The 18,925-nt window shown below is 55.5% G+C and carries 18 protein-coding genes; 12 read left to right on the forward strand and 6 right to left on the reverse strand.

Going from position 1 to position 18,925, the window contains the following annotated elements; translation table 11 throughout:
* Positions 1 to 91: 91 nt before the first annotated feature.
* Genes ACR0J7_RS10550 through ACR0J7_RS10580 form a run of 7 tightly spaced genes read left to right on the forward strand, consistent with a single transcriptional unit; the run spans position 92 to position 8,962 of the window.
* Complete coding sequence (locus ACR0J7_RS10550; RefSeq protein ID WP_267366088.1) at positions 92 to 949, forward strand: ABC transporter permease; 858 nt, start codon at positions 92 to 94, stop codon at positions 947 to 949.
* The gene (locus ACR0J7_RS10555; protein WP_480588105.1) at positions 946 to 1,734 is read left to right on the forward strand and encodes an ABC transporter permease; all 789 of its coding nucleotides are present in this window, start codon (positions 946 to 948) and stop codon (positions 1,732 to 1,734) included. The genes ACR0J7_RS10550 and ACR0J7_RS10555 overlap by 4 nt, the downstream gene beginning before the upstream one ends.
* Positions 1,731 to 2,828: an ABC transporter ATP-binding protein gene (locus ACR0J7_RS10560; RefSeq protein ID WP_480483511.1), complete on the forward strand. Its 1,098-nt coding sequence runs from the start codon at positions 1,731 to 1,733 to the stop codon at positions 2,826 to 2,828. Before ACR0J7_RS10555 ends, ACR0J7_RS10560 begins: the two co-directional genes overlap by 4 nt.
* Positions 2,829 to 2,845: 17 nt before the next feature.
* On the forward strand, positions 2,846 to 3,907 hold the full coding sequence (locus ACR0J7_RS10565; protein WP_480483509.1) for an ABC transporter substrate-binding protein: 1,062 nt from the start codon (positions 2,846 to 2,848) through the stop codon (positions 3,905 to 3,907).
* A gap of 60 nt (positions 3,908 to 3,967) precedes the next feature.
* Complete coding sequence (locus ACR0J7_RS10570; RefSeq protein ID WP_480914175.1) at positions 3,968 to 6,034, forward strand: FAD-dependent oxidoreductase; 2,067 nt, start codon at positions 3,968 to 3,970, stop codon at positions 6,032 to 6,034.
* Entirely contained in the window at positions 6,031 to 7,605 is a 1,575-nt protein-coding gene (locus ACR0J7_RS10575) for a trimethylamine methyltransferase family protein (RefSeq protein ID WP_480899727.1), read from the forward strand. Before ACR0J7_RS10570 ends, ACR0J7_RS10575 begins: the two co-directional genes overlap by 4 nt.
* The gene (locus tag ACR0J7_RS10580; RefSeq protein ID WP_480773831.1) at positions 7,598 to 8,962 is read left to right on the forward strand and encodes an aminotransferase; all 1,365 of its coding nucleotides are present in this window, start codon (positions 7,598 to 7,600) and stop codon (positions 8,960 to 8,962) included. The genes ACR0J7_RS10575 and ACR0J7_RS10580 overlap by 8 nt, the downstream gene beginning before the upstream one ends.
* 292 nt (positions 8,963 to 9,254) lie before the next feature.
* On the opposite strand, the gene ACR0J7_RS10585 is transcribed toward ACR0J7_RS10580, so the two are convergent.
* The 4 genes from ACR0J7_RS10585 to ACR0J7_RS10600 form a co-directional block, all read right to left on the reverse strand.
* Positions 9,255 to 10,124, reverse strand: a complete 870-nt coding sequence (locus ACR0J7_RS10585) for an EamA family transporter (RefSeq protein WP_480487995.1) — start codon at positions 10,122 to 10,124, stop codon at positions 9,255 to 9,257.
* Positions 10,125 to 10,127: 3 nt separating this feature from the next.
* Positions 10,128 to 10,913, reverse strand: coding sequence for a phosphodiesterase (locus ACR0J7_RS10590; protein WP_480546016.1), 786 nt, complete (start codon positions 10,911 to 10,913; stop codon positions 10,128 to 10,130).
* 343 nt (positions 10,914 to 11,256) lie between these two features.
* On the reverse strand, positions 11,257 to 11,781 hold the full coding sequence (locus ACR0J7_RS10595; protein ID WP_480546017.1) for a redoxin domain-containing protein: 525 nt from the start codon (positions 11,779 to 11,781) through the stop codon (positions 11,257 to 11,259).
* 56 nt (positions 11,782 to 11,837) lie between these two features.
* Positions 11,838 to 12,587: a hypothetical protein gene (locus tag ACR0J7_RS10600; RefSeq protein WP_480546018.1), complete on the reverse strand. Its 750-nt coding sequence runs from the start codon at positions 12,585 to 12,587 to the stop codon at positions 11,838 to 11,840.
* An 86-nt stretch (positions 12,588 to 12,673) separates the two neighbouring features.
* On the opposite strand from ACR0J7_RS10600, the gene ACR0J7_RS10605 reads away from it, so the two are divergent.
* Positions 12,674 to 13,216: a MarR family winged helix-turn-helix transcriptional regulator gene (locus ACR0J7_RS10605; RefSeq protein WP_480588122.1), complete on the forward strand. Its 543-nt coding sequence runs from the start codon at positions 12,674 to 12,676 to the stop codon at positions 13,214 to 13,216.
* Positions 13,217 to 13,927 (forward strand): MOSC domain-containing protein, encoded by a 711-nt coding sequence (locus tag ACR0J7_RS10610; RefSeq protein WP_480832989.1) that lies wholly within the window; start codon positions 13,217 to 13,219, stop codon positions 13,925 to 13,927.
* A gap of 245 nt (positions 13,928 to 14,172) precedes the next feature.
* Here the strand turns inward: ACR0J7_RS10610 and ACR0J7_RS10615 are convergent, their stop codons facing one another.
* The gene (locus tag ACR0J7_RS10615) at positions 14,173 to 15,033 is read right to left on the reverse strand and encodes a LysR family transcriptional regulator (RefSeq protein WP_480914180.1); all 861 of its coding nucleotides are present in this window, start codon (positions 15,031 to 15,033) and stop codon (positions 14,173 to 14,175) included.
* Between ACR0J7_RS10615 and ACR0J7_RS10620 the strand changes: the two genes are divergently transcribed.
* Together ACR0J7_RS10620 and ACR0J7_RS10625 are read left to right on the forward strand one after the other, a co-directional pair.
* Positions 15,032 to 16,048, forward strand: a complete 1,017-nt coding sequence (locus ACR0J7_RS10620; RefSeq protein ID WP_480914183.1) for a nuclear transport factor 2 family protein — start codon at positions 15,032 to 15,034, stop codon at positions 16,046 to 16,048. The two genes, ACR0J7_RS10615 and ACR0J7_RS10620, sit on opposite strands and share 2 nt — an antisense overlap.
* A gap of 17 nt (positions 16,049 to 16,065) precedes the next feature.
* The gene (locus ACR0J7_RS10625; RefSeq protein WP_480914186.1) at positions 16,066 to 17,019 is read left to right on the forward strand and encodes a VOC family protein; all 954 of its coding nucleotides are present in this window, start codon (positions 16,066 to 16,068) and stop codon (positions 17,017 to 17,019) included.
* Between the two features lie 135 nt (positions 17,020 to 17,154).
* Here ACR0J7_RS10625 and ACR0J7_RS10630 read toward each other — a convergent pair whose 3' ends face one another.
* Positions 17,155 to 18,357 (reverse strand): diaminopropionate ammonia-lyase, encoded by a 1,203-nt coding sequence (locus tag ACR0J7_RS10630; protein ID WP_480871245.1) that lies wholly within the window; start codon positions 18,355 to 18,357, stop codon positions 17,155 to 17,157.
* 84 nt (positions 18,358 to 18,441) lie between these two features.
* Here ACR0J7_RS10630 and ACR0J7_RS10635 point away from each other — a divergent pair, with 84 nt between their 5' ends.
* Positions 18,442 to 18,921, forward strand: coding sequence for an Lrp/AsnC family transcriptional regulator (locus ACR0J7_RS10635; protein ID WP_480871246.1), 480 nt, complete (start codon positions 18,442 to 18,444; stop codon positions 18,919 to 18,921).
* Positions 18,922 to 18,925 lie beyond the last annotated feature (4 nt).

Genomic DNA, 18,925 nt, shown 5'->3' on the forward strand with positions numbered 1-18,925 from the left:
ACAGGAATATTGACACGAAAGGCCATTCTGGCGCAACATTTAATGGACGATCGTCCATTAGTGACTCGTGAATTGCGGGAAGGGAGGTTGGGTGATCTTTCGCAGCGAAGCGTCCCGGGGATATACCCTCAGCGCGCCAGCCACGGCTTACGTGGGCTTTCTGGTCGCGGCGCCATTGGTGATCCTGATTGCCTATTCATTCTGGACCCAAACCTATGTGACGCTCGACAAGACACCGACACTGAAGAATTACAGCGATGCGTTTGCGGATCCGCTGGTCCGGCACCTGATGCTCAGATCAATCTGGATTGCCGGAGCGGTGACCATAGTCACCGTCGCGCTGGCCTATCCCATCGCGTATTTTATCGCGATGAAGGCCCAGAAAAAGACCATCTGGCTTCTGCTCATCACCATTCCGTTTTGGTCCAGCTATCTGCTGCGCGTATTTGCCTGGAAGCTCATTCTGGGGTTCAACGGCGTGATGAACTCTGCGCTTCTGGCGCTGGGTTTGATCAGCGAACCTCTCGACTTCCTGCTCTACAACGAATTCGCAGTCGTGCTGACGCTCGCTCATGCCTGGGCACCATTTGCGATCCTGCCGATCTATGTCTCACTGCAAAAGATCGATCCGAGCCTTCTTGAGGCTGCCACAGATCTTGGGAACAGCCCCTTTCAACGTTTCATGCGGGTGACCCTGCCACTGACGATCCCAGGTATCATTGCTGCTTGCCTGATCATCTTCATCCCTACCGTCGGTGATTATGTGACCCCGGCTTTGGTTGGTGGTTCAGACGGGAAGATGATCGCCAATCTTATTCAGGTGCAGTTCGGGGCCGCCAACAACTGGCCCCTTGGGGCCACGCTGTCGCTGATCGCAATGCTTTCGGTGGGTTTTGTGGCCATCGTGTTTGTGATGTCCGCGACGCGGCTGGGGAGGCGGATCAGATGAGACGTCCTTCGACCCTGACAGCCTATGCGTTCCTGTATCTGCTGTTTCTGTATCTGCCGGTTCTGTTCCTGCCCCTGTTCTCTTTCAATAGCGGCACAATCGTTGCGTTCCCGATTAAGGGCTGGACACTGGACTGGTATCGTAAGCTAGGCGAGCAGGACACGTTGATCCAGGCGCTTTGGAACTCGCTTGCCGTCGGAACTGTTGTTGCCCTTCTGTCGACCGCCATGGGGCTGTTCGCCGCCCGTGCCTTTGTTCGGTACCGTTTTCGGGGTCAACGCGCGGCAGAAGGTCTGGTGATGCTGCCTTTGGTGATCCCAGGTATTATCGTCGCCTCTTCAATGCTGGTCCTGTTTCTGTTTCTTGGTCTCAAGCCGTCATTGCTGACCGTCATTCTGGGCCACACGTTTCTCGCGCTGCCGTTCTCTGTCTCGATCTTGAAATCAGCCTTTGATGACTTCGATGCATCACTGGAGGAAGCATCTTACGATCTGGGCGTCGGTGTGTTCGAAACCTTCCGCCGCGTGACGCTGCCGGTCGTCGCCCCCGGTATCGTAGCCAGTGTTTTGGTCACATTCACCGTCAGTTTCGATGAATTCGTCCTTGCCTTTTTCCTGTCCGGCAACCAGCCAACCCTGCCGGTTTACATCTGGAGCCAGATCCGTTTCCCCGCCAAGCTTCCAAATGTGTTGGCGCTGGGGTCGATCCTGCTGCTGACTTCGGTTCTGCTTCTGGTTCTGGCCGAATACTTCCGCCGCCGTTCATCCGCATCAGAGGTCCGATGACACACAGAAACATCATAGAGCTCAGGGACGTCGAAAAGCGCTACGGAACATTTGTGGCCGCGAGCGGAATAAACCTTGACCTCAGAGAGGGTGAGTTCTTTTCGCTCCTCGGTCCTTCAGGGTGTGGCAAGACCACGGTTTTACGCATGATCGCGGGCTTTCAGGAACCCACCAGGGGGAAGGTGCTGATTGACGGTCAGGATATGGAAGGAGTGCCGGCCAACAACCGCCCGACGAACATGGTCTTCCAAAGCTACGCAATCTTCCCACACCTCAATGTCGGGAACAACGTAGCCTACGGGTTGCGGGGCAAAGCGCCCAAGGCCGAGATCGACCAGCGCGTCGCCGAAGCTTTGGAAATGGTCGAACTGGGTGGTCTTCAGGATCGCGGCGCAAGCGAGTTGTCGGGCGGGCAGCGTCAAAGGGTGGCGCTTGCCCGCGCGCTGATCATGCGGCCAAAGGTGTTGCTTTTGGATGAACCCTTGTCAGCGCTTGACAAGAAGCTGCGTGAACAGATGCAGTTTGAAATGCGCAATCTGCAACAGTCGCTTGGCATTACCTTTGTGATGGTCACGCATGACCAGTACGAGGCTATGACCATGTCCGACCGTATCGGCGTGATGTTCAACGGACAACTCAAACAAGTTGACACGCCAACGACGCTTTATGCCCGTCCCTGTGATCAACAAGTGGCCAGCTTCATCGGTGAGATGAACATATTGCCGGCCCGGTTACTGAGCGAAAGCGGTGACATGTTGTCAATCGATGCGGCTGCCTTCGGGCGGATGGAAATCGAGAGAAACCCCAATGTGGCGACCAGCGCCAGAAACATGAACATCGGTATTCGACCGGAACAGTTGGAGATTGCTGAGGACCGTCCTGAAGACTACCCATCAACGGTTCAGGGCACTGTCAGCAACGTCGCCTTCTACGGTGAGAATATTCACTACCACATTCAGGTGGCTGGGGCCGAGAAACCAATCTCGGTCTCGGTTCCGAACTATTTCCACACGGTCGACTTTAAACGCGGCGATGTCGTTTGGCTGGGGCTTCAGGCGGCTAGCGTGATCGATCTTGGTACGATCTCGGAATAAAACAGAGGGAGGATAGAATGAAACTTCAGGGAATTGCGGCCTTCGCGTGTGCGACGGCAATAACGACAGGCAGTGCCAGTGCAGGTGGCGCCGATCTGACGGTTTTTGACTGGTCGGGATATGAAGATCCCGGATTCTTTGCCAGCTACATGGAAAAATACGGGGATGAAGCGCCAAGCTATTCCTATTTCGGAAGCCAGGAAGAAGCCTTTACCAAGCTGAGTTCCGGTTTTACCGCTGATCTGGCACATCCTTGTTCTGACGCGGTCAGAAAATGGGTCGCAGCTGATCTGATTCAGCCTTTGGATGAAAGCAAGCTGACCAATTGGGCGGATGTGCTGCCCGAGATCAAAGAGGTCGACGCCATCGTTCTGGACGGCCAGCTTTACATGCTGCCGTTCGAATGGGGGAACACAGGTCTTATCTATCGCACCGACAAGATATCAGGGGATGACATCTCACTGCAATTGATGGCGGACCCGGCCTATGCAGGCAAAATCGCCATCCCGGATGCTGCATCGTCTGCTTATGCCTTGGCCGCGCTGGCCACCGGAAACGCGGATGACTACACCAACCTGAGCGATGAGCAATTCAAGGAAGCATCGGATTTCCTGCGCTCAATCCATCCGAACATGCGCTTTTATTGGTCCGATGCGGGTCAGTTTGACCAGGCCATGACCAGTGGCGAGATCGAAATGGGGTGGGCCTGGAACCAGTCCGAACTGAACCTGATCTGGAACGAAGTGCCCGCGGCCATGATGCGCAACGTGGACAAGGGCATCGCGACCTGGGCGTGTGGCTATGTGCATCTGAAATCGTCCACGACACCGGTCGATCAGGTCTATGACCTTTTGAACGCGCTTACGGACCCTGCCAGTGGTCAGTACATCATCGACAACTGGGGCTACCCGCATTCCAACGCAAAAGCTTTCGAAATCGCCGATCAGGGCAGCATAGAAGCCTATGGTTTTTCCGATCCCAAAAGCTTTTTCGAGGGCAGTTTGTTCTTTGATGCTGTGAACCCCGAGCTTGAGGCGAAGATGCTGGCCGAATTCGAGCGGATCAAAGCCGGCTTCTAACATAACCCACTATCCGGAGCCTTAAGGCTCCGGAACTCAAATACAGGAAAACGCGTGATTATGTCGAACGCGAACCCATATGCTCTGCTTTTCGAACCGGTCCAGATCGGGCCCGTCACAGCCAGAAACCGCTTTTATCAGGTGCCGCATTGCACCGGGATGGGGCATCTCAGGCCGCGGGCGGACGCTGCCGTGCGGGGAATGAAAGCAGAAGGTGGCTGGGCCGTGGTGTCCAATCAGGAGACCGAGATTCATCCGACCTCGGACTTGTCTCCGTTCCCCGAAGGGCGATTGTGGGACGCACGCGATGTGCCTGCGCTGCGGCTGATGACGGATGCAGTGCATGCACATGGCGCGTTGGCGGCCATACAGCTGGTTCATAACGGCAACCACGCGCAAAACCTGCTGACCCGTGCTCCGGTTCTTGCACCGTCCGAGATGTCTGTGGATACGACGCAACCAAAGCACGCGCAGGCCATGGACAAGGCCGATATCCGGGAACTCCGCCGTTGGCACCGCGACGCAGCCCTGCGCGCGAAAGAGGCCGGGTTTGACATCGTTTATGTCTATGCCGGGCACAACATGACATTGGCGCAACATTTCATGCTGGCCCATATGAACCAACGCAGCGATGAATATGGGGGGTCGCTTGAAAACCGCGTGCGGCTGACCCGTGAGTTGCTGGAAGACACCCACGAAGCCATAGGCGACAGCTGTGCCGTGGCGTTCCGCTTTGCCATTGACGAGATGATGGGCGCCGACGGTATGCAGGCGGCAGAAGAAGGCCGCGCCGTTGTCGAGTTATTGGCCGATCTTCCCGACCTGTGGGACGTGAATGTCGCGGATTGGTCCAATGACAGCGCAACGACCCGTTTCCAGCCCGAAGATGGCTATCAGAATGCGTTTCTGTCCCACGTCAAACAGATCACCCGAAAACCTGTTGTTGGCGTGGGCCGACTGACGTCCCCGGACATGATGCTGTCGATAGTCAAAAAGGGAATTGTCGACCTCATCGGTGCCGCGCGGCCATCCATTGCGGACCCTTTCATACCAAAAAAGATCGAGGAAGGCAGGATCGACGAAATCCGGGAATGCATCGGCTGCAATATCTGCGTGTCGTCGGACAATCTGGGTATTCCGATCCGCTGCACGCAAAACCCAACGATGGGCGAGGAATGGCGCCGCGGCTGGCACCCCGAGATCATCGCGCCGAAAAAAAGCGAGGCCGAAGTGCTGGTCATCGGTGGTGGACCTGCGGGGTTGGAATGCACCATGCAATTGGCACGGCGCGGGTATCAGGTGACACTGGCCGAGGCCTCAGCCGAACTTGGTGGACGGGTAGGTAGGGAAAGCAGACTTCCAGGCCTCGCCGCCTGGTCGCGCGTGGTTGACTATCGCCTGAACGATCTGAAACAGCGGGCCAATGTTCAGTTATTCACTGACAGCAAGCTCGAAGCCGGACAAGTCGCCGAGCTTGGCATCGAGCATGTCTTTGTTGCAACCGGCAGCTATTGGCGTGCCGATGGAGTGGGTCGCAATACGCAGCGCCGCCTGCCTAGGGTCACGCCGGATGCCAAGGTGTTGACGCCTGATGACATCATGAATGGGGTTCTGCCCCCGGACGGCCCGGTGATGATCTATGATGATGATCACATCTATCTGGCTGGGGTGATTGCCGAGAAATTGGCGACTGCCGGATATCAGGTCATTTTTGCCACGCCAGAGAGTTTGGTTTCGGCCTACGCCGTTCACACATTGGAACAGTCCCGCATCCAGGCCCGCATGATCGAACTGGCGGTCGATATCCGCTGCAATCAGGTGCTTACGGCGGTTCAGAGCGACGCGGTGCGGATAGGCTGTGCCTTTACCGACCGCGAAACTGATATCCCGTGCGCCTCAACGGTTCTGGTGACCGAGCGCCAGCGTGAAACCGCCCTTTTCGACAGCCTGAAGGGAGCCGGTTTGAAAACCCTTGACCTCATTGGTGATGCCGCGTCGCCGGGACTGATCGCAGACGCAGTTTTTGCAGGTCATCGCGCCGCCCGCGATTTCGAGCGCCCAAAGGTCGATGCAGACAAAGACTGGTTTCGCCGTGAGATTATTGATTTGGCAGAGGATGCAACATGAACAGCACCAATGAAGCACCCCGTTCACGTCGTCGCGGGGGCGGGGGGCGCGCAGCGCGTCTGAAGGTACAACAGACGACCACGGGTAACGAAGCCGTACGCGGGGGTCTGAGCGGCGGACGCTATAGACCGCTGACTCAGACCGATATGGAGAACATCCATCATGCGGCCTTGACCGTCCTGGAACAAACCGGAATTACCGACCATTTCCCGGAGTTGCTTGAGCTGGTGCTTCCCAAAGGTGCAGTGCTGAGTGACCTCAACCGGCTGTGCTTCCCACGCGCCCTGATGGAGGAAATCCTGGCAGGTGCCGCCAAGGAGTTTTACGTCTATGCCCGAGGGGAGCGCGAAGGTAAGGACGACATGCATTGCACGGCAGAAAGCGTCTATTTCGCCAATTCCGGCACCGCCGTGACAACATTCGATTCCAAAACCAAAACCTATCGTCCGTCGGTTCTGCGTGATGTTTATGATTTCACCCGCCTGGTCGACTGTTTGGAAAACATTCACATGCTGGGCGACACGGTTCTGGCGACGGATGTGACCGATGACTTCACCCATGACATGAACACCATTTATGCCATGCTTGCGGGCAGCCAAAAACCCGCTTGCCTGACGTTCCGTGACCGCAGCCACATTCCACATGCCATCCGCATGTTTGATCTGGCCCAAGGGGGCGAGGGGGCTTTCCTGAAAAAGCCAAGCGTCATATTCGGCGGCTGCCCCATTGTTTCCCCCTTGCGGATCGGCAAGGAAAATATGGAGATCCTGATTGATACCGCCAAACTTGGCCTGACTGTCGATTTGGCTGTGCCGCCTCAAGCCGGGGCCACGGCACCTGCGACGCTTGCGGGAACGCTGGTTCAAACCGTCGCCGAAACACTTGCCTGCGTTGCCATCGTCAACCTGATCACGCCGGGTTGCCCCATCTGCTTTGCGGCCTGGCCCTTCATTACGGACTTGCGCAGCGGGTCTTTTACTGGCGGCAGCGGCGAACAGGCGCTGATCGGTGCCGCAGCAATTCAGATGGGCAACTTTTACGGCCTTCCTACCTCGGTGGGTGCAGGTATGACCGATGCAAAAATACCTGATGCGCAATACGGGTTGGAAAAGGCGCTGACCTTTACCCTTGCGGCGCATGCTGGTGCCAATCGCCTGTGCGAGTTTGGTGGCATGATCGGTAGCCTGATGGGATGCAGCTTTGAAAGCATGGTCATCGATGACGAAGCGGGCGGCATGATCCTGCGATCGTTGCGTGGGATAGAGGTTACTGATGAAACCATGGCGGTGGATGTGATTCACCAATGCGCCATAGATCCGGGTCATTTCCTCGGCAATCCGCACACGCTGAGCTATATGAACAGCGAATTTGTCTACCCACAGCTGATGGACCGCGAGCGTACGGACACTTGGGAGAATGAGGGGAAAACGGATCTGTTGGACCGCGCCCGCAACAAGGCGAATTCCATCCTCGACAGCCATTTTCCTAATTATTTTGGTGCTTTGGACGCTCGGGTGCGCGAAGAATTCCCTATTGTACTAAGCGCGGAAAGCATGGCCCGCCATGGATAACTCCAACGCCAAGCAATGGGACAACGACCACTTCCTGCACCCGTGGGAAGGGATGGAGGCTTTGGGTGAAAACGACCGCACCTTTATCGAAGGTGCCAGCGGCATCCATCTGATAAACGAAAAGGGGGCTCGCCTGATCGACGGTCCGGGGGGAATGTGGTGCACCCAGATTGGGTATGGGCGCACGGAAATGGCCGAAGCAATGGCCGAGCAAGCCCGGAATCTTGCCTATTTCTCACCCTTCAACAACACCAACTCGACTGCGGCACAGTTCGCCCGCGAAATCGCCAAACGTGCGCCCGGCGATCTGAATAATGTCTTCTTTACAACCGGCGGTTCCACCGCGGTTGATACAGCCATCCGGTTTGTCCATTTCCGCAACAACCTTATGGGTCGGCCAGAGAAAAAGAAAATCATTTCAAGGCAAAAAGCCTATCACGGAAGCACTTATCTGGCAGCCAGCGTCAGTGGAAAAGAACGTGACAGGCTTTGGCTCGACAAGGCCGACGACCTGGCGCATTTCCTGCCGGACGTGAACCCGCTTTACCGCGCGCCCGGTCAAAGCGATGAAAGCTTTCTGAACGAGAAAGCTGCCGATCTCGAAAACGCCATTGTGGCGCTTGGCCCGGATAATGTTGCCGCTTTTATTGCTGAACCGGTTTTGGCCTCGGGCGGTGTCATCGTGCCACCAATCGGATATCACGCACGCTGCCTGAACATCTGCAAGAAGTATGATGTTCTGTATATATCAGACGAGGTTGTCACGGCTTTCGGGCGATTGGGTCATTGGTTCGCTTCCGAGGCTGTCTTTGGCATTCAGCCCGACATAATCACCTGCGCCAAGGGGATGACATCCGGGTATGCGCCGATGGGGGCCGCGATTATCTCAGATCGACTGATAGCGGATGTTGCGGGAAAAGATGCCACCTTTTCGAATGGCTACACCTATTCGGGCCATCCGGTCAGCGCGGCTGCCGGGTTGAAAAACATCGAGATTATCGAGCGGGAAAAGATACTCGATCACGTTCGAAAAGTCGGCCCGGTTTTTCAGGATCAATTACAGCAGTTGCGCAAGATTGACATTGTGGCCGATGCGCGTGGGATGGGATTGATGGGGTGTGTTCAGTGCTCAGTCGATGGCGATCCCCAGAGCGAGCTTGGGCGCGACTATGAGATTGGCAGTCGTATCGATATGGAATGCCAGAAACGCGGTCTGCTTGTAAGACCCGTGATCAACATGTGTGTTCTTTCACCGCCCCTCATCATTACAAAAAGCGAAATCGAGCATATGTTTGCTATTCTGCGACAAGGGCTAGAAGCGACATCCGAGTGGCTCGGCAGGATCAGTGGCCGGTGACTGTTGCAGGCTGTCGCTGCGAAAACCTGGAGATCGGCTACCGTAGCGGCATTTAGATCTTAAGGATTGCCAAGTTCGTTTTCGTCAAGGAGTTGGCGTATTTGCACTGCCCGAGCGACTATAGCATCTACACGTTGGTTCCAGAGATGGAGTGTTTCGGATCATCAGTGTAGTCGTTTGCTTCTGTCGTGCACGGCCATTACAGGACCGGTTAATTACGTCCAGAGAGATCCCAAACAAGGCCAGTAAACGAAGGACGAGTTCGTAGCGCGTCAAGACAGTGACTACCGTTTCAACCTCGGGACAGCGTAATCAAAAGGATTCCCAATGCGATCAGGCTTGCCCAGCCGATACGGTGCAGAAAACGGGATTCCTTCAAGATGATCGCCGCGAGGGTCACTGAAACCGGGATCGATGCTTGCCGTACCGCGCTGACTGTGGCGGCTTCGGCCCCAAGCTGGAATGCGGTCAGGATGAACAAGTAAGACAGATAGGACGCAATCCCGGCAAAAGCGATCCGCACCGGTGCCTGTGCCCAGCCACGCACGACCCCCAGAAACGGGGCTGACAAGTGGCGATCTTCCCAGGCTCTGATGCCAGCAAGCAGCGGTGTCACCAGAATATAGGTGAAAAACAGGAAAGGTGCCGGATTGGTCAGCTTCATCGCTTGGGCATCGCTTAGCGAATAAGCGGCCGATCCCAGCATCGCCATACTTGCCAGCGCGAATGCTTTGTGATCATGCAGCAGCCCGCCAGGCGACTTCTGAATCATCAGGCTGCCTAGCAGGACCAATGCGATCCCCAGCAGGGTGAACCACGAGTAATGCTGATCAAGGGCCAGCCAGCTGAAGGCGACAATAGCAATCGGCGACGAACGGATAATCGGATAATAAACCGACAGGTTCCCACGTCTCAGGGCCGACAATGTGCCGTAGTAGTAGAAGGTCAACCCAAGGGCTGAGATTGCGACAAAGGGCCAGGTCTCAAGTGGCAGGCTCAATTCCTGACCCATAACCAGCGTATGAACCGCCGCCAGGATCACCCAGGTCAGAGACACTCCGACATAGCACGACACCGGATGCGCAACCCCTTTCAGCGTAAGGTCGCGCAATGGGTGGGTTGCCGCCGAAACCAGAACCAATGCGATCCAATAGGCTTCCATACCTCAGGTCTGATGCAATGGGTTGCGTTGCAGGAAAGTGTTGAAATGCACCGTCAGCTGATCCTCGGCGATCTGTACGACACCGTAGGCCGGAGGTTCGTCGCAGAACTCGCCATCGACACTGGCCGCATTCAACGGAATCTGATGGTTGAGACTGGGCAGGCTGGTAAATGGAATGCCACGCCAGTTCACATAGGTCATGCGGTGCACATGGCCGTAAAACACATGCCGAATGTTGCGCCCGTGTTTGAGTGCGTCAGCAAAGGCGTCCGCTTCGACCAGCCTGATCTCGTCCACAAGGGGAATGCCAAGGTCAAAGGGCGGGTGGTGCAGGAACACATAGGTTGGCTTGTCCTCGGCTTGGGTCAGTTGCTGCCTGAGCCAGTCCAGCCGGGCAGGGCAAAGCTGCCCTTCATGCACATCGCGCCCGTCTTTGGTTGAATCGAGAAACAAGAAAACCCCCTCATCCGTTTCGAACCGATGCTGGACAAACCCGTTGGCATCCTTTGGATGATCCGGGAAGACCGATTGGAAAACAGTTCGGTCGTCGTGATTTCCAATCAGCAGAAATGAGCGGAGCGGAAATGCGGCCAGTTTCGCCTTGAGCGCCCGATAGGCCTCATCCTCAGCAAATTCAGCCAAATCTCCAGAGATGACACAGAACGCCGCATCGGAATGCCACCGAAGGATATCGTCCAAACAGGCGTCCAGCCGCTGGGATGGAAAGCCGCCGTTTAGCGGGCCGGAGTCGCGGACGAGGTGTATGTCAGTGATGTGAATGAATTTCATCAGCCATTTTCCCCGAGTATTGCAAGAAACAAGGTATCGACGAAGTTTGCCGATCACACGGATTTAGTAAGAATTTCACTGGGTTCACTCGCTCATACGCGACAAGGATTGCAGTCGAACACGACAGAGTTCGCGAAACTTCCTCCAAATGATGTGAAGCCGTAGTCCCGATAATCCGGCCGTATTGCTGTCGCGGGTACGCAAGTCTGAAACGGGCGCGGTACCGTGCCTAAACGAACATGTGGAACCCGGGCAGTTTTGCTTAGCTGAGAAAATGGAGAACCAATGTCGCGCACGCCGAGGAGGTAGATACGCTTAGGTTTGCCCTCTGTATGCCGCCGTCTCACACAGCGCAGCCAGTGTCATCACACCGGCTGGCCTGACTGGGGTGCCGACTTGCGTCCTCAGCAGCAGCCTTACGGGCAAGCAGGCTGCCAATCTCTGCACCCAGCTGCAGCTCTGAGACCTGGCCAAAGTGATGTGCTGCAATCCGTCCTGACTGATCCAACAGAACAAGGCTGGGCGTGCCGCGCATTCCGTATGCCGCCATGGTTTCCGGCAAAGGCCCGGTGCCCTGTTTGTCGACCGCCACAGGAAATTTGATACGGTATTCGTGAAGAAAGGCTTTCAGTGATACCGGGGTCATCGCGTCATGATGTTCGAAAACGGTGTGCAAACCGATTACGGCGACGTGTTCGCTGGAAAAATACTCCCGCACAGCTTGTGCCAGAGGAATGCCATGGAGGACGCAGCCTGGGCACAGCATCTGGAAAGCCTCAATCAGGACAACCTTACCCTGGAAATCCGAAAGCTTTAAATTCTTGTCAGTGTTGAACCATTCACTGACCTGTAGTTCAGGTGCTTGCATATTGGTCTCTCTTGTTCAAGGGCCGGGCGCCTGCGTGAAGCGACCGGCTGATACCGTTACTGAAGCTTGCCCGGTAGGCTCAGGTCGCCCGACGCAATGTCGAAAACATCCGTGACGCACAATAGCGGAGCGTGAATGTTGGCGTTTACCCGCAGAGCAGAGGTTACGCCATCATAAGCGATGCCTTCCAACTGAACGTCGTTGGAAAATCCGGCTTTGACTTGAATTTCCGGACCATCGAACAGCGGTGTGAACCCTGGGCTGTCCAGGAAGATTGGGAATCCAGGCCAGGTTGCAGGAAGCTTTGGCGTCGTCCCTTCAGGGATATCGCGCACTGCAAGGGCGCCTGGGCCGCAAGTTTCGGTCGGGGCGAGAACAACCCAGTGGCTGTGCCATTCGATTCCGTCGTTGGCTGGGTCGCCATCGCCGTTTTCATCAAACAGCGGGGTGTCGTCAAAATCCGGGTGGCTGGTTGCAGCCATTGCCAAGATGCCGGCGCCGCCTTCGAAACCTACTGCAGACGTATCCAGGGATGTAGGCCACACATAGGACCAGACGTCTGACCCTCCTACTGCCCCGGTTTCTGCCGGCACCGATGCCCCGGCAGTACCATTGGTGGTCATGTGGAACGTAATGGTATTGCCGTTGCGATGCGCATGCGCTGCAAGGATGTCAAAGTCGGCCACCTTGGCGACATCAGCGGGAGAGACAACAGCCCCCTCCTGATGTATCGCGTGATCGCCTTCTGCGACGGCGGACGAAGCTCCGATCACAACTGCAGCAAGTGATTTCCAGGTGAGTGTCATTTCTTATCTCCGGTAAAGTGATATCGACTCGCTACCAAACGGAGAAACATATTGCAACTTTAATTTCGACTCGCTACTTGTTGGGCATGAGAACCGCCCACAGTATTCGTATCCTTATCAACCGTCTTGCCCGGATAGATTCCGCTGCGGGCTGGACGGGCGACCTGAACCCGACACAAAGGGCGGCGCTGGAGTACCTGTCCGAGGCAAATCAGTTTTCCCGTTCACCGTCACATGTCGCTGAATACCTTGGGACAACCCGCGGAACGATGTCCCAGACACTGAAAGCGCTTGTGCGCAAGGGATACGCTGCCGAGCACCGGCAAAAATCTGACCAGCGGTCGATCTCGTACGAACTGTCCAAGGCAGGCGCCTCTGTTTTGACAGAGGCCAATCCGATTGCTGACGCCATCGGCAATCTGCCCTCCAGCGTTCAGGTGTCTCTCAAGGATGGTCTGCTTCAGAGCTTGATGTTGGCATTGGCAGCGAACGGCGGTCACTCGTTCGGGAAATGCATGACCTGCGCCTATCATAAGAAAGGTCAGGAAAATGGCTTCTGCAGCTTGCTGGAAGTGAGCCTCGAGCGTGGCGAAGAAGAAAAGATATGTATTGAACACAAAGAGGCCTGAATGACCCTTCCTGAACTATCGACAGTAATAGGTGGCATTTTCCTGGGTTGTGTCACGAACCGCTGGGAGGCAAAGCCGCCCTCTGCCATTCAGAAGGACCGGGTGTCTGGCCGTCAGGTCATTTCGCTTACTGGATTTTCAGATGATGCACAGGCGGACCTGACCGTGCATGGCGGTGCAGAAAAAGCCATTCACCATTATGCGCAGGATCACTATGCGGATTGGCAGAGAGAGGGGCAGCTGCCCCCCGGCGCAAAGCCTGCAGCATTTGGTGAAAACATCTCAACAACCGGTTTGACTGAGGAAAATCTGTGCATTGGCGACATCCTGAGGCTGGGCACGGCAATCGTTCAAATCAGCCAGGGCCGTCAGCCCTGCTGGAAACTGGGACTGCACACCGGAAATGAAAGGATGCCCTACCTGTTTCAGAAAACGGGTCGCACTGGGTGGTACTACCGTGTTCTGGAAACCGGTGAGGTCGAAGCAGGAGATCGAATAACGTTGATTGAAAGGCGCAATCCGGACTGGAGCGTGCAGCACGTGACCCGCGCCCGCCTGACACGACGAGTTTCCCGCATGGATGCCGAAGCCCTCGCAAATCTGACAGACCTCGCCCCTGGCTGGCGGCAAGCCTTTGCGCGCATGGCGATGGGCGACGTAAAAGAAGATACGCGCGCGAGATTGGGGAGCATGTCGAACACATCGCCTTAAGGCCCCACTGCGAGACTTCAGCATGTTTGTTGGAAGACATGGGCAGGTCGCCAGCGCGGTGCACATCGGCACGTCCAAGGGGCTGTATGAATTTCTGGCGGTTGATCTGCCAGGAAGTTTCCAGTGAACGTTCCGCTTTCGGAGTTAGGATATCGGTTCCGGTTGTCGGAAGGAGGGTCCGCATGCGGCGGACCACGTCTTTTGCGCGCCATCTCAGAGATGGCAATCAAAGTTCCTTTGCCCCTTCATCGGGCGGTCGCTATCTCCGAGATGAGCGCGCGGAGCCATTGGTGGCGAGGTGACGCTGCCTGGCGCATGTGCCAGATCTGCGCAATTCTATCGGGTGGCAGGTCGACGGGTGGGCTGCAATGAGCAAAGCCGGCAAAGATATTGTCCTTTAACCGCGCAGGCATAGTCGCAATAGTATTGGTCCCGCGAATAAGAGAGGCGATTGCCGAGAAACCAGGCAGCGTCACTGAGATGCGGCGGTGCCTTTCCAGGTGGCTGAGCGCCAAATCGATAGCGGTAAGTTCGTGTTGCCCGGGCATCATGACCGCGTGGGGCAACGCGCAATAAGCCGCGATTGTATCAGGAGCAGTCACGTGGTCAGGGTCGAAATAGCAAAGATCATTGTCGGTCAGGATCAGTTTCTGCATCAAGTCGGCTTCGGTTCCGGTAAGCTCGGGCGCCAGCACCAGATCTACCTGCCCGTTGCGAAGTAGTTCGGCCCAGTCTTGTTGCGACTGCGCGCGCCAAATGCGCAATTGTACCTTCGGTGCGCAGTGTCGCAACGCGTGAAATAAGGGTTTCAGCACGATTTCGGTCTCATAATCATTGGCGGCGATTACAAACTGGCCGCTGTCATCACGAGGCTCGTATTGCGCGGGTTCTGTAAATGCGTCCACTGCCTCCAGAATATGTTGCGCTTGTGCAAACAACTGGGCTGCGCGCGGCGTAGGAGAGATACCGCGCCCCATAGGGACAAACAGCTCATCTTTCACAATTCCGCGTAGCCGGTTCAATCCATGGCTGACAGTGGATTGTGTGACCTCCAGACGTCTGGCCGCCGCCGTGATCGAACCTGTGTCATAGACCGCGGCAAACATGCGTATCAAACGGACGCCGAGTTCCTTATTATCGTTTTTCTTCATGAGTTATATGGTTATTCTTTCTGTTATTTTCATCAATGAAAATCTCTATCTGGTCGCCACATGCAACCGAAAAGGTAAACCCATGCCGTTTAGAAAATCCGTCCTCTTTGCTGCAACCGCTGTGGTTATGGCGCTTTCCACTCCGCTCCATGCTGATAAGCTAAGCATTGACGCACAAACCCAGGCCTCGATCAAACTGGCCGAAGGGTTCTATCGGGATGTTTTGGTTTACCGGAACCTCAACAATTTCGGGAAGTACATCGGCGATACCTATGTTCAGCATGCCACCGCATATGGCGACGGGCCGGTTGAGTTGATCAAGGCCGTTGCCGGTGAACTGACTGCCGATCCTGATGTGCAGGTGGATCTCTACCGTGTGCTTGCCGAGGGTTCCTATGTTGCAATCCATTCTGTCTGGACCGGCAGCAACGGAGACCAGTACGTCTATGTTGATGTCTGGCGCGCCGAGGACGGAAAACTGGTCGAACACTGGGACCACTACCAGCAGGTCCCCGAAAGCGCGGCGAATGAAAACACCATGTTTCAGGGACCAAACGCAGATGTTTATTCCGATCAGAATATCGAGCAGAACCGTGAACGTGCCATCGCCGTTCTGAAAAGCTTTGAAAACCCAAGTGATCTATCAGCGGTCGAAGCGTTTATCTCCTCCGAGAACTATATACAGCACAACCCGAGCGTGCCGGATGGGCGCGATGCTCTGGCAGAATACTTGACCGGACTAGCTGCTGATAACGTGCGCCTAAAAACAGAAATTGCCAAGACTATTGCGATGGGCGACATGGTGCTGGTTCATTCGAAGCAGACCAACCTCGACATTGAGGGCGATCTGGGCATCGGATTTTTCGATATCTTCCGCTTTGATGACAATGGTTTCATTGTTGAGCATTGGGATATCGAAGAAGCGCAGACCGGAGAATCCGCAAACACCAACGGCGTGTTCGAGTATTGAGGATCAGGAGAAACCCCATGACCATCAAACCCGGCAATGTGCACAGGCGAGGATTTCTAAACAGGATGGCCGGAGGTTTGACTGCCGCCGCCGGTACAGCGATGATCGCTGATATGCTGGCAACGCGGGCCTACGCCAGCGCGGTTGATGGGAAGGGGGTTTCGAAACTCAGAAAAGGAGCCTATGGCATGAGAAGCAGCGAAGCCCCCGTGTCAATCGGCCGTGTGGCACTGATTGTGAACAATCTGGACACTGTTGGGACCTTTTACCAACAAGTGCTTGGCCTTGAGGAATTGGCGCGGGATGGCGAAACCCTGAAACTGGGCGCAGGAAACAACGTTCTGCTCGAGTTGCGCCAAGACCGTGCTGCGCGGCGCTATCCGCATGCGGCGGGTCTTTTCCATACAGCTTTTCTGATGCCGGACCGCGATTATCTGGGACGCTGGCTGATCTATGCTGCACAAAACCGCATCCCTTTGACCGGGGCGGCGGATCACGACGTCAGCGAGGCGCTGTATCTAAACGATCCAGAAGGCAATGGGATCGAAATCTACGCCGACCGGCCTGTTGAAACATGGCAGATGGATGGAGAGTATATCCGTATGGGCTCGCATCATCTGGACCTGGAGGCCATTGCAGGTGCGGCCCGTCAAGACTGGTCCGGGGCTCCGGAAAATATGGTGGTCGGACATGTCCACCTACAGGTCGGGGATATCAATGCGGTCGACGAATTCATGACACGACATCTAGCGCAGGATCGCATGCTGCACGAAGGTTCAGCAGGGTTCTACAGTTCGGGTGGGTACCACCATCACTTTGCAGGCAATATCTGGAACAGCAATGGTGCAAAAGCTCGTCCAACTGACAGCAGCGGCTTGGATGAGATCGTACTGTTGACGGATGGGACTGTATTGCAACCGCAAGAGCTGACAGACCCTTGGGGAACGCGGTTCACTGTCGAAAGGAAGTGAACCTGCATGATTGGCCAAGAACAAAGGCGTATCTTGCAGGCCGGACAGCGGTAAACTCCTGCGGCGTGGCCGGAAGGTGGAAGCCGGGCGCGTCTTCCACCAAGGGGGAATACCACGCCGGGTCATTTCCGCAAGTCAGTTGCTATCATTCATGATCCGGTCGAAAACATGCGGATCTGTGACGCCTTCTGACCCGATCAACATCACTCGGGATTGTGGCGTAATTTGATATTGTTGCCGCAGGTCGGTGCGCAATGACGCGCAGATCAAGCCAATCAGACCGGCCACGGCGCTTTCTCCGGCTTCGATTGGCTCATCTCCGAAAGCGCCGTTTGCCAATAGGCGGACGGCCGGTGCCACAAGCTGGTCAGGGATTTTCATGAAACCGCTGGCGGCCTCTTCCAAAACGTTCCATGCCAATTCGGACGGCGCGCCGCAGGATAGACCAGCCATTATGGTTTCTTCGCCTACTTCGACGGCTGTAGGCCGATTTGCCTGGGCGCTTGCAAAAAGGCAGGGGGCCAATTCAGGTTCGACCACGATGACGCGCGGCGCATTCTGCTCCCATTCCTGGAGGAATACCGCGGTGACGGCAGCCGCTAAGCCTCCAACGCCGCCTTGAAGGAAGACATGAGTGGGTGGCAAAGCCAAATCCTGCACGATCTCGCGCGCCATGACCCCGTAACCAGCCATGACATCAAGAGGTGCCTGAGTGTAACCGGGCCAGGAAGTATCTGAAACAATCAACCAACCGTGTGCCGCTGCATCGGTCCGGGTCTGTGCCACGGAAGCGTCGTAATCTCCATCAACCCTGATCACTTCGGCCCCCAGCTGGCGCATTACGTCGGCGCGGAATGCGCTTACTTCTTTGTGAATGTAAATTCGGCATGGCGCGCCGAAGCGCTGGGCACCCCAAGCCACTGAACGACCGTGATTGCCATCTGTCGCCGAAATGACGGTTATGTCTGCAATTCCGGCAGTATGGGTGCCGTTTCGGATCTCATCGGCAGTGACTTCACGGCCTGTCTTTTTGGTTAATTCGCGCTGTAATACTCGCAGAACCGCATAAGCGCCGCCAAGTGCTTTGAAACTGCCCAAACCGAATCTTAACCCTTCATGCTTGTAATAGACTGCGCCCAGATCCAGTGCTTCGGCTAGACCTTGAAAGGACGGCATTGGCGCTCTTTTGTACCCACTCCAGCTTTGAATTTCCCTCTGTGCGAGGTCAAATCCCTCGCGGGGTAAGGTGGCTGTGGCGGCATGGCCAAAGCCTGGCTTGGCTGTATGGCTTTCAATTCCGACTGTCTCAAAGTTTGCGAGCATTTGTGGTCCTTCCATTGTTGGTGCAAATATAATTCAATGTCAGCGATGTTTTCGCTCTGACTTGCTGGTAATTTTGAGGCAAACTTGCATGAGGTCGCCATGAAACAAAAATATTCATCAGGAAGTCTGGATAGCTTCGATCTCGCGATTCTTAGGGTGTTGCAGCAGGACAATACGGTGCCGCACCGTCAAATCAGTGAAAGCGTGAATCTGTCTGCGCCCAGCGTGCAGCGGAGGATCAAACGCATGGAGGCGGAGGGGGTCATTGCCGCGCAGTCAGCGCATATTGATCCGGCAGCCGTGGGATTGCCGCTGACCATTTTCGTCGAAGTCGAACTAAAAACCGAGACTGGCGGAAAAATCGATGAAATCAAGAAAAGCTTCTATGATGCCCCTGAGGTTCAGCAATGCTACTATGTTACTGGTGAAGTGGATTTTGTTCTGATCGTTATCGTTCGAGATATGTCCGAATATGAAAAGCTTACCCAACGGTTGTTCTTTTCGAACAAGAACATCCGAAAGTTCAGAACATTCGTTGCAATGGACCGAACAAAGTCATCCATGCAGTTGAACATCTGACTTG

Source organism: Ruegeria sp. O4 (genome assembly GCF_056535125.1).